Source organism: Phenylobacterium sp. (assembly GCF_031412415.1).
Lineage (GTDB): Bacteria > Pseudomonadota > Alphaproteobacteria > Caulobacterales > Caulobacteraceae > Phenylobacterium.
This window is the reverse complement of sequence record NZ_JANOCX010000272.1, coordinates 1-10,851: the sequence shown is the minus strand read 5'-3', so window position 1 is coordinate 10,851 and position 10,851 is coordinate 1. Positions and strand designations below refer to the sequence as shown.

Annotated in this window: 11 protein-coding genes and 1 pseudogene; 4 read left to right on the top strand and 8 right to left on the bottom strand. The window is 68.4% G+C overall.

Going from position 1 to position 10,851, the window contains the following annotated elements:
* Both RMO04_RS13245 and RMO04_RS13240 read right to left on the bottom strand, forming a co-directional pair.
* Window positions 1-185, bottom strand: a pseudogene (locus RMO04_RS13245) (prolyl aminopeptidase); the annotation flags it as partial.
* 9 nt (window positions 186-194) lie between these two features.
* Window positions 195-1,214, bottom strand: a complete 1,020-nt coding sequence (locus RMO04_RS13240) for an alpha/beta hydrolase (RefSeq protein WP_309645249.1) — start codon at window positions 1,212-1,214, stop codon at window positions 195-197.
* 102 nt (window positions 1,215-1,316) lie between these two features.
* Here RMO04_RS13240 and RMO04_RS13235 point away from each other — a divergent pair, with 102 nt between their 5' ends.
* On the top strand, window positions 1,317-2,534 hold the full coding sequence (locus RMO04_RS13235) for a multidrug effflux MFS transporter (protein ID WP_309645248.1): 1,218 nt from the start codon (window positions 1,317-1,319) through the stop codon (window positions 2,532-2,534).
* Here the strand turns inward: RMO04_RS13235 and RMO04_RS13230 are convergent.
* The 5 genes from RMO04_RS13230 to RMO04_RS13210 all read right to left on the bottom strand — a co-directional run bounded on the left by RMO04_RS13230 (window position 2,525) and on the right by RMO04_RS13210 (window position 6,886).
* Entirely contained in the window at window positions 2,525-2,866 is a 342-nt protein-coding gene (locus RMO04_RS13230) for a DUF423 domain-containing protein (RefSeq protein WP_405041505.1), read from the bottom strand. The genes RMO04_RS13235 and RMO04_RS13230 overlap by 10 nt on opposite strands.
* A gap of 5 nt (window positions 2,867-2,871) precedes the next feature.
* On the bottom strand, window positions 2,872-4,302 hold the full coding sequence (locus RMO04_RS13225; protein WP_309645247.1) for an amidase family protein: 1,431 nt from the start codon (window positions 4,300-4,302) through the stop codon (window positions 2,872-2,874).
* Between the two features lie 6 nt (window positions 4,303-4,308).
* Window positions 4,309-5,586 carry an aminotransferase class III-fold pyridoxal phosphate-dependent enzyme gene (locus RMO04_RS13220; RefSeq protein WP_309645246.1) on the bottom strand — a complete coding sequence of 426 codons (1,278 nt, stop codon included), beginning with the start codon at window positions 5,584-5,586 and terminating at the stop codon, window positions 4,309-4,311.
* A 93-nt stretch (window positions 5,587-5,679) separates the two neighbouring features.
* The gene (locus RMO04_RS13215) at window positions 5,680-6,195 is read right to left on the bottom strand and encodes a DUF1993 domain-containing protein (RefSeq protein WP_309645245.1); all 516 of its coding nucleotides are present in this window, start codon (window positions 6,193-6,195) and stop codon (window positions 5,680-5,682) included.
* 67 nt (window positions 6,196-6,262) lie between these two features.
* On the bottom strand, window positions 6,263-6,886 hold the full coding sequence (locus tag RMO04_RS13210; protein WP_309645244.1) for an exopolysaccharide biosynthesis protein: 624 nt from the start codon (window positions 6,884-6,886) through the stop codon (window positions 6,263-6,265).
* A gap of 109 nt (window positions 6,887-6,995) precedes the next feature.
* Here RMO04_RS13210 and RMO04_RS13205 point away from each other — a divergent pair, with 109 nt between their 5' ends.
* From RMO04_RS13205 to RMO04_RS13195, 3 genes are all read left to right on the top strand, one after another.
* Window positions 6,996-8,156, top strand: a complete 1,161-nt coding sequence (locus RMO04_RS13205; protein ID WP_309645243.1) for an MFS transporter — start codon at window positions 6,996-6,998, stop codon at window positions 8,154-8,156.
* Between the two features lie 76 nt (window positions 8,157-8,232).
* On the top strand, window positions 8,233-9,246 hold the full coding sequence (locus RMO04_RS13200) for an NAD(P)-dependent alcohol dehydrogenase (protein ID WP_309645242.1): 1,014 nt from the start codon (window positions 8,233-8,235) through the stop codon (window positions 9,244-9,246).
* Window positions 9,247-9,269: 23 nt separating this feature from the next.
* Window positions 9,270-9,920: a glutathione S-transferase family protein gene (locus tag RMO04_RS13195; protein WP_309645241.1), complete on the top strand. Its 651-nt coding sequence runs from the start codon at window positions 9,270-9,272 to the stop codon at window positions 9,918-9,920.
* Between the two features lie 9 nt (window positions 9,921-9,929).
* Here RMO04_RS13195 and cysC read toward each other — a convergent pair.
* On the bottom strand, window positions 9,930-10,851 hold a 922-nt coding region (gene cysC / locus RMO04_RS13190; RefSeq protein ID WP_309645240.1), incomplete at its 5' end, for an adenylyl-sulfate kinase.

Here is a 10,851-nt window from a genome sequence, read left to right as displayed (position 1 = left end):
GCCCCGCCCGGACCGCCGTGCAGGATGACGCAAGGCTTGCCGTCCGGGGTTCCGCACTCCTCGTAGAAGATCTCATGCGGGCCGCCGGTGGCCAGCCAGCCCTGGGCATAGGGCTCATTGTCCCGGAAAAGACCCCGCCGGTGCGCGGAGGACGAGACGACGGGTGAGGGCGTGGTGCGTTCCATGCTCCCTGTTTACGTCGGGAAGCGCTTGTCCATCCAGCCCAGGATGAGGCGATTGACCTCTTCAGGCTTTTCCTGCTGCGTCCAATGGCCGGAATCCTTGACCAGCACCTTCTCGAGGTCGCCGATCACCTCCTCCATCCCGTCGGCCATGGCGGGGGAGAGGACAACGTCCTTCTCGGCCATGATCATCAGGCAGGGGACACCGTCGATCCGCGTGGGGAAGCTGGCCGACTTCTCCCAGTTGCGGGTGAAGTTGCGGTACCAGTTGATGCCGCCGGTGAAACCGGTGGACTGGAAGGTCTCCACGAAGGCCGCCAACTCGTCGGCGTTCAGCAGCTGGTTGGCGGTGTCGGACTTGTCCCAGGCCTTGAGCGCGTCGCCGAAGGCGAAGGTCGGGGTTTCGGCGGTGGCCTCGCCGCCCAGGGTCAGGCCCGCTACGGCGCCCTCGGCGAGGGCGGCGGCCATGGCGGCGGGGGTTCGCATGAAGAAGCGCATGGTCTTGTCGACATCGGCGCCCAGGGCCGCGTCGGCCACCCCCGGCTTCTGAAACCAGACGATGTACATGTCTTCGCCGAACATCATCCGCATGCCGGCGATAGGGTCCATGGGCGGGCGACGCATGAAGGGCGTGTTGAGTCCGACGATCCCGGCGACCCGGTCTGGATGCATAAGCGGCATGGCCCACACGACGATGCCGCCCCAGTCATGGCCCACGAACACGGCCTTCTCGACGCCCAGGTGATCCAGCAGGCCGACGAGGTCGGCGGTCAGGTGCTCCATGTCGTAGTCGGTCACCGCCTCCGGCGCGGAGGTAAGGCCATAGCCGCGCTGGTCCGGCGCGATGGCCCAGCGGCCGGCGGCCTCGCAGGCCTTGAGTTGATGGCGCCAGGAGAAGGCCAGCTCCGGAAAGCCGTGGCAGAACACGATGGGCACGCCCTGGCCGCGCGGGCCGACCTCATAATAGGCCATGTCGACGCCATTGACGGCGGCGTACTGGACGGGGGGCATCTGGCGGGCGAGGGCGGACATCGAGGCGGCTCCGTGAGCAGTGTTGCGGGCAGACTGGCAGGGTTCCTTGAGCGGAAGGCAAGCGCGGCTTGGCGGCCTCGCGAAGCGCGCTAGAAGAACAGCATGAGCGACCCCGTCCAACGCCCTGCCGACGACCGCACGCCGTGGGGACTGGTCATCCTGCTGGGCGCGCTGACCGCCTTCGCGCCCATGTCCATCGACATGTACCTGCCCAGCCTGCCGGCCATCGGCCAGTCGCTGGGCGCGAGCGCGGGACAGACCCAGGCGACGGTGGCGGCCTTCATCGCCGGCATGGCGATCGGCCAGTTCCTTTATGGCCCGGCCTCCGACCGGTTCGGCCGGCGACCGCCGATCCTGGTGGGGGTGAGCATCTTCATCGCCGCCTCGGTGGCCTGCGCGCTGGCGACGTCGCCGGAGATGCTGCTGGCCTCGCGCTTCGTTCAGGGCCTGGGCGGCTGCGCGGGCGGGGTGGTGGCGCGCGCCGTGGTTCGCGACAAGTTCAACCACACCGAGACGGCGCGGATGCTCTCGCTGCTGACCCTGATCATGGGCCTGGCCCCGGTATTGGCGCCTCTGCTGGGCGGGGTCCTACTGACGCTCGGCGGCTGGCGGTGGAACTTCTGGGTGCTGGCGATGTTCGGCCTGGCCTGCGGGGCGGCTGCGATGTTTCGGTTGCAGGAGTCGCGCTCGGCTGAGACGGCGGCCCAGGCGGCGTCTGAGAACCCGTTCCAGGCCTATGCCGCCTTGTTCCGACAGCCCAGACTGGTGGGTTACGCCCTGGCGGGCGGCCTGAACGGGGCGACCCTGTTCACCTACATCTCAACCTCGCCGGAACTGCTGATCGGAACTTTCGGCATCACCCCTTCAGCCTTCGGCTGGGTGTTCGGCGCCAACGCGGTGGGGATCATCGGGGCCAGCCAGGTCAACCGCTACCTCCTGCGGCGGAACACGCCCGATGAGATCCTGGGCCGAGCGGCGGTGATCTCGACCCTGGCCGCCGTGGCCCTGACCGTAGCGGCGGTCACCGGCGTCGGGGAGCGGTGGAGCGTGCTGCCGCTGCTGTTCATCCTGCTGGCCAGCTATGGCTTCATGCAGGGCAACACCATGGCCGGCGCGCTGAGCGTCGATCCGCGTCGGGCGGGATCGATCTCGGCGCTGATGGGCGGCGCCTCGTTCGGCCTCGGAGCCTTGGCCGCCGGCCTGGCCGGCGTCCTGCACGACGGCACCCCTCGGCCCATGGCCATCGTGATGCTGATCGCCCTGGCGGGCTCGGCTGCGGCGCTACACGCGCTGCCCCTGCGGAAGACCGCTCAGTCCTGAGCCTTCCAGGCGCCGAACGTGAGCGCCAGCCAGCCGGCCATGAACAGCACACCGCCGATGGGCGTCACGGCGCCCAGGATGCGCGGCGCGCCCAGCGCCATGGCGAACAGCGAGCCCGAGAACAACAGCATGCCCCCGAGGAACAGGGGCGGCGCCAATCGCGCACTGACCCGCGAGCCTGCGAACACCGCCAGGCAGTGGACGAAGGCGTAGGTCGCTCCGGTCTGCAGCCACTCCCGCGCCTTGGGATCGGTCACACCGTGCGCGCCGAACGCGCCGAAGCCGACCGCCAGCAGGCCGCCCAACGCGGCGAGCGTCATCCAGATGCGCAAAGTCCCTATCCCCAGACCGCCGGGCGACGATCCTTCCAGGGGGCTTCCTTCTCCAGTTGGGCGGCGAGGCGGAAGAGGGTGGCCTCGTCGGCGAAGCGCGAGGTGAACATCATGCCGATGGGCAGGCCGTTTGCCGACATCTCCAGCGGCAGGGACATCGACGGCTGGCCCGAGAAGTTGAACGGCGGGGTGTAGGGGAAGACGCCGCCCTGGCGACGGTTCACCTCGCGAGGCTCCAGGTTGACCGGATCGATGTAGCCGACCTCGGGCACCGGGGTTCCCAGCACGGGGCACAGATAGACGTCCCAGTCCTCGAAGAAGGCCAGGGTCTTGCGGTTCAGCACGCGCAGGTCCTGCCAGCCCTTCCAGGCCTGTTCGCCCGTGACCTTACGGCCGCCCTTCAGCGAGGCCCAGGTGAGGGGCTCTAGCTCGTCGGGCTCAGGCTCGCGGCCGATCTGCTCGATCAGCTGGGCCATGTCGGCGGCGAAATTGGCGCCAGAGACCGGGCCTCGCGCGGCATAGAGGGCGCGGTAGTCGAGGCCCATGCCCTTCTCGACAACCTCGTGGCCGAGGCGCTTCAGCAGGTCGGCGGTGCGTTCCAGGGCGGCCTGGATCTCCGGCTCGATCGGCCGTCCGGAGGGCGTCTCGGAGGACCAGGCGATGCGAAGCTTGCCGGGGCTGCGCTCGATCTCCTCGAGATAGGGGCGCTCCTTGGGCGGGGCGGCGAAGGGGGAGTCGGCGCGCGGCTTGCCGGTGGCGTCCAGCATGGCGGCGCTGTCGCGGACCGTCCGGGTCACAACATGGTCGACGGTGAAGCCCATGGCGTAGGCGGTGTCGTCTTGGCCGTTGGGATTGCGGTCGCGGGTGACTTTCAAGCCGACGAGGCCGCAGCAGGCCGCGGGAATACGGATCGAACCCAGGCCGTCGCTGGCGTGGGCCAGGGGCACGATCCCCGCCGCCACCGCCGAGGCCGCCCCGCCCGACGACCCGCCGGAGATGTGGTTGGGGTTCCAGGGATTGCGGCAGGCGCCAAGGTGGGCCCCCTCGGTCGTCCCGGTGATGCCGTATTCAGGCGTATTGGTCTTGCCCAGCGGCACCACGCCGGCCTCACGATAGCGGGCGGTCAGGCCGCCGTCCTGCGTGTCCACCACGCTGGCGGCGAACTTGCTGCCATAGCTGCGGGGCCAGCCGGCCACCGGCATGCCCAGGTCCTTGATCAGGAACGGCACGCCCTTGAACGCGCCGTCGGGGAGAGGGCCTTTCGCCCGCTCGCGCGCCTCGTCATAGGCCTTGTAGACCACAGCGTTCAGGGTCGGGTTATGGCGCTCGATCCGCTCGATGGCGGCGTCCACCAGTTCCAGCGGGGTGACTTCGCCCTTGGCCACCAGGCCGGCCAGCGCCAGGCCGTCGTGTTCCGAATAGTCGTTGATCGGCATCTGGAATTACCTCGAGGCGGCGGAAAGGAAGGCGAGCTTCTCGACGGGCGCCAGGCCTGGCGCGTCGCGCTTCAGCGCGGCGAAGGCGCCGTCTGCGGCGTCCAGGGCCTGGTCGATGTCGGCCTCTGTCATCGCCGAGCACAGGAACATGTTGTGCCAGGGGTGCATGTAGACTCCCCGCGCCAGCATCTGGCTGACGAAGAAGAAGCCCTTTCGAAGGTCAGGATCGTCGTCGAACAGGTAGAGCGGCATCTGGGTCGGCCCCGAGCAGCGCAGGCCAAAGCCGGCCGCTGAAGCGCGTTCTGTCAGGCCCTTGGCGAGACGGTCACCGAGGGTCTCGATCCGCTCCAGATAGTCGGTGTCGCGGACCAGGCGCAGGGTCTCGAGCGCCGCGGCCATCGGCGCGGCCTGGAACCAGAACGAGCCTGTGACGTAGATCGAGGCCGCTGCCTTGCGGGCCTTTTCCGAGCCCAGCAGGGCGGAGATCGGATGGCCGTTGGCGATGCACTTGCCCCAGGTCGAGAGGTCCGGCTCGATCCCCAGCAGGGACCAGGAGCAGTCCCGCGTCATGCGCAGACCGGCGCGGACGTCGTCGACGATCAGCAGGGCGCCGGTCTGGTCGCACAGTTCTCGAGCGCGACGGGCGTAGGCGGGGTCTGGGGCGGCCTGGTCGATGAAGGCGTCGTGCTTGAACGGCGCGGCGAAGATGGCGGCGAGATCGTCGCCGGCTTCCGCCACCGCAGCCTCCAGGCTGGCGACGTCGTTGTAATCGCAGAAGACCTGATGGGCCTTGTCGGTGTCGATGGTGCCGGTCGGCCGCGGCGTGCACCAGGGCGCCGCGCCGTGATAGGCGCCGCGCGCGCGGATGATGGTCTTGCGCCGCGTGTGGGCGCGAGCAGTGACCAGCGCCATGGAGGTGGCGTCGGTGCCGTTCTTGCAGAACATGGCCCAGGCGGCGTGGGTGACCATGGCGGTCATCTCCTCCGCCAGGCGGACCATCAGCTCGGTGGGGCCGGTGAGGGTGTCGCCCAGACCGAGCTGGCGGACATAGGCCGCGTCGACCTCCGGATTGGCGTAGCCGAACAGGTTCGGCCCATAGGCGCACATGAGGTCCAGATAGCGGTTGCCGTCGACGTCCCAAATATGGGCGCCCTCCGCCTTGGCGAAGAACTGCGGATAGTCGTCGGGCAGGAGGCCGGTGGCCTGGTGCCCGTACATGCCGCCCGGGATCACGGCGGCGGCGCGGTCGCGCAGGGCTCGGTCGAGGCTGTTGGCGCGGTCCATCGCGGTCTCCCTTCGCTCTGCAATTCTGGAGCGCCGTCGACCTTCCCCCGACCTCGCGCCTCGGCAACCATGCCGAGGCGCGAGCGGCGGCGATCAGACCGGCTGGGCGCCGGCCAGGTAGTCCATCTTTCCGAGCGGGGCGCCATTGGCGCGCAGCAGGCCGTAGGCGGTCACCACGTGGAAGTAGAAGTTCGGCAGCGAGAAACGGAACAGGAAGTCCGGCGCGGTGAAGGTCATGGTGCGGCCGGGCAGGGGAAGCTCGATGGTGCGGTTCTCGCCGCCGTCGACCTGCTCACGCTTGATGCTCTCCAGGAAGGCGATGGTCTTGGCGATCCGCTCCTTCAGCTCAGGGAAGGTCGTCTCGACGTCCGGGAAGCTGGGGGGCTCGATCCCCGCGAGACGGGCCGCGCCACCCTTCGCCGCGTCGCTGGCCATGTGGATCTGGCGGGGGAAGGGGTGCATGTCGTCGGTCAGCCGCGCCTCGGTGAAGGCGGTGAGCACGACGCCATTGTCGGCGGCGTGCGCCTCGGCCTTTTCCATCATCGCCGCGAGATTGCGCAGGGTGTTCAGGTAGACCGGGATCGAGATGTCGTAGAGGGACAGGGACAAGGCGTGCTCCAGTGGCGAGGGTTGTGCAGGCCACATAGGGCGTCGCGACCGCCGTCGCCACGCCCGCTCAGAACATGCCGACCAGGGTTGTGAAGAAGGCGATCACCGCGGCCAGGATCGCCTTCGAGAAAATCCACAACACCGCGATCGAGATGACCGCGAAGATCCAACCGACGATCGCCGCCAGGCCGTCGCGCTCGGCGCCGCCGATGGCGAAGGCGGCGATGGCGAAGGACGGCAGCATGTTGCCGAACGGTATCGGCAGGAAGACGATCAGCGACAGCACGAAGCAGAGCAGCCCGACGAGGCGGTCGCCGATGGGATTATACATGAAGGTCAGGCGGGGCCGCAGGCTGCGTTCGATCCGCTCCAGATAGGGCTTCAGCTTCACCGACAGCGCCCGGAAATCCGTCATGCTCATTTCGCGCTCGAGCAGGGCGTTGGGCAGCCAGAGCGTGCGGCGGCCCAGCATCCACTGGGCGGTGATGAACATGAGCGGGGCGCCCAGCAGGGCCGAAACGCCGGGCGGCATGGGAAGGACCAGCGGGGCGGCGAAGACGAACATCAGGGCGCCAAAAGCCCGGTCGCCGAAGGTCTCCACCACGTGGGCGACCTTGATCTTGCGCCCCGAACGCTTTCCCACCTGCTCGAGGAGCTCGGAGACTCGCGCGGCTCTGGAGGGTTCGGACATCGCAGCTTGGCGCTAGCACGCGTCGAGGCCGTTGCGGAAGGTCTCGGACGCGAGTCTTGCGAGATGTCGCAAGAATAACGCAGGCGACTCGCAGTAGCTGACGCTTCAGATGACACCACCGGTGCGCCTTGGCCTGTTCTACGCCGCCCTGTTCGTCGGTACGGGAGCGAGTTCCCCCTACATCCCGGTCTGGTTCGCCAGTCGCGGGCTGTCGGGCGCCGAGATCGGGCTGATCCTGTCGGCGCCCATGCTGGCGCGGGCGGTGACCGCCCCAGCCATCGCCATGTGGGCCGACAGTTTCAAGCTGCGCCGCACGCCGCTGATCCTGATGGCGTTGGCGTCCACGGTCGCCTACGGGCTGCTGGCCGCGCCCTTCGGCTTCGCCTGGTGGTTCGGCGTCTGGTTCGTCGCCTACAGCGTCTTCGCCACCATCGTGCCCCTGACCGACGTCATCGTGTTCACCCGGGCGCGGCTGGACGGCTTCAACTATGGCTGGCCGCGGGGCATCGGGTCGGCCGCGTTCATCGTCGCCAATGTCGGCGTCGGGGCGCTGCTGGTGCGGTACTCACCCGAACTGGTGTTGGTCTGGATCACGGCGGCCGCCCTACTGGCCGCCTTCGCGGCGCGAAGCCTGCTGCCGCCCGACCGGGTGCGCGAAGGCGGTGATGCGAGCCGTCTTTCGGATCGGCTGGCAGGACTGAAGGACCTGCTGCGCGATGGCAATTTCATGCTGGCGGTCGTGTCGGTGGGCCTGATCCAGTCGGCGCACGCTTTCTACTATTCCTTCTCGACCCTGGCCTGGAAGCAGCAGGGCGTCCCGGAGAGCACCGTTGGGGTCCTGTGGGGCGTGGCCGTGGCCGTCGAGGTCGCCTTTCTCTGGTTCATGGAACCCTGGCGGCGGCGCATGGGGCCGCGCAACCTGCTCGTGATGGGCGGCGTGGCGGCCCTGGTCCGCTGGACCATCCTGGCGTTCTCGCCGCCGCTCTGGCTGGTGTTCCCCTTGCAGGCCCTGCACACCTTCACCTATGCCGCGACCTTCCTGGCCTCGCTCCAGATCGTGGAGCGGCTGTCGACCCCAGCCAACGCCTCGGCCGCCCAGACCATCAACTCGGCGCTTTCCGGGGGGATGCTGATGGGCGCCGCGACCATCGGCTCGGGTTGGCTGTTCGACGTGGTCGGGGCGAAGGGCTACCTCGCGATGGCTTTGATGTCGGCCCTGGGCCTGATCGGGGCGCTGCGTCTCTACGGCGTCCGCCGGCTAGACCTCTGAGCTTACGCGACGACAGCCTTGCGGGCTTGTCCGAAGCCGCGACTATGGCCGAAGCGAACACATCTGGAGGAACGTCATGAGGGCTCTGCAAGCCGCCGCACCGTGGGGCGCGGGCAGCCTGAAGGTCGTGGAGGCTCCCGATCCGTCGCCCAGCCACGGCGAGGTCCTGGTGCGGATGAAGGCGGTCTCGCTGAACTATCGCGACCTCCTGATGATCAACGGCATGTACGGCCGCGCTTCGGCGACCACCGAGGACCTGATCACGCCGTTTTCGGACGGCTGCGGCGTGGTCGAGGCGATCGGGCCGGGCGTGACGCGCGTGGCTGTCGGCGACCGCGTGGCGACCCTGTTCTTCCAGAACTGGAACGCCGGCCGGCCGACCCTGGCCAAGCTGTCGTCAGCCCTCGGATTTCCGATCCCTGGCGCGGGGCGCGAACTGGCGGTCTTCAGCCAGGAAGGCGTGTCGAAGGTCCCCGACTACCTGACAGACCAGCAGGTGGCGACCCTGCCCTGCGCGGCGCTGACCGCCTGGCGCGGCCTGTTCGAGGATGCGCGCCTGGAACCTGGCGACACCGTGGTGCTTCAGGGCACAGGCGGTGTGTCGATCTTCGGCCTCCAATTCGCGAAGGCCGCTGGCTACCGGACCATCATCACCTCCTCGTCCGATGAGAAGCTCGCGCGGGCCAAGACGCTCGGGGCCGACCACCTGATCAACTACAAGACCACTCCGGACTGGGGCCGGGCGGTGCGCGAGATCGCCCCCGACGGCGCGGACTTCATCATGGAGGTCGGCGGCGGCGGCACGATCCAGCAGAGCCTGCGCGCCGTGCGGATCGGCGGTCACATCGCCATCATCGGCGTGGTGGCCGGGGCGGGCGACATCAACCCCGCCGTTCTGATCGGGAATTCGGCGCGGCTGCAGGGGCTGTCGGTGGGATCGCGCGAGATGTTCGAAGCCATGTGCCGAGCGCTGGAGCTGCATGGCATCGGCCCCGTCGTCGACAAGGTGTTCCCCTGGACTGAGGCTGGCGCGGCCTTCGCGGCCATGGCCGGCGGCGAGCACTTCGGTAAGATCGTGCTGGAATTCTGAGTCCCCAACTCGCTGAGCCCGTCATGTCCCTGCTGCTGTACGGCCACGCCTTCTCCTCGTACTGCCAGAAGGCGATTGTCGCGCTCTACGAGAACGAGACGCCCTTCGAATTTCGCGAGGTGAACCTCGGCGATGAGACCTCGCGGAACGCGTTCCGAGCGATCTGGCCGATGGGCAAGATGCCGGTGCTGCGGGATGAGGCGCGGGGGGTTGCTGTCCCGGAGGCGACGATCATCATCGAGTACCTGGATGCGCACTATCCGGGCGCGGTGCGCTTCCTTCCCCCCAATCCCGACCTGGCGTGGCGCGCGCGACTGCGCGACCGGTTCTACGATCTGCATGTGCAGGACCCGATGCAGCGGATCGTCAGCGACCGGCTGCGACCGGCTGACGCGAAGGACCCGACGGGCGTGGCGGCGGCGCACGCCGCCCTGCAGACAGCCTATGAATGGATCGAGCAGGACATGGCCGGCAAGACCTGGGCCATGGGCGACGCGTTCACCCTGGCCGACTGCGCGGCGGCTCCGGCCCTGTTCTACGCCGATCTGGTGGAGCCGCTAGGCGACGCCTTTCCCAACACCGCCGGCTATTTGGCGCGGCTGAACGCACGGCCGTCGTTCGCCCGCGCGACGGCTGAGGCGGCCTATTTCATGCCGCACTTCCCGAAGCCCTAGCCTGAAGCTCTAGATCGAGTAGTCGAGCTCGCCTTCCAGCCAGGCGACGATCCGTTCGGCAGCCTCCGTGGGGGACATGGCGGTGGTGTCGACGACGATCTCGGGGGTCTCCGGCGCCTCATAGGGGCTGTCGATGCCGGTGAAATTCTTGAGCTCGCCCGCGCGGGCCTTCTTGTAGAGGCCCTTTACGTCGCGCTGCTCGGCGACCTCCAGCGGCGTGTTCACATAGACCTCGACGAAGTCCCCTTCCGCCTGGAGTTCGCGGGCCATGCGTCGCTCGGCGCGGAACGGCGAGATGAAGCTGACCAGCACGATCAGGCCCGCGTCGACCATCAGCTTGGAGACCTCGGCGACGCGGCGGATGTTCTCGACCCGATCCTCGTCGGTGAAGCCCAGGTCCTTGTTCAAGCCGTGGCGGACATTGTCGCCGTCCAGCAGGTAGGTGTGGCGGCCGTTGGCGTGAAGGCGCTTCTCGACGAGGTTGGCGATGGTCGACTTGCCCGAACCCGAGAGGCCCGTGAGCCAGACCACGCGGCCCCGCTGGCCTTTCAGGGTCGCGCGCGAGGCCTTGTCGACGTCCAAGGCCTGCCAGTGGATATTCTGGCTTCGGCGCAGGGCGAAATGCAGCATGCCCGCGCCGACGGTCCGGTTGGACATCCTGTCGATCAGGATGAAACCGCCCAGGTCGTGGTTGTCGGCATAGGCGTCGAAGGCGATGGGGGCGTCCAGCGACAGGTTGCAGACCCCGATCTCGTTGAGGTCCAGCCGCTTGGCCGCCGTGTGCTCCAGCGTGTTGACGTTGACCCGGTACTTGGGCTCGGTGATCGTCGCCTGGACGGTCTGGGCCCCGATCTTCAACAGGTAGGGCCGGCCGGGCAGCATCGGCTCGTCGTCCATCCACACCAGGGTGGCCTCGAACTGGTCGGCGACG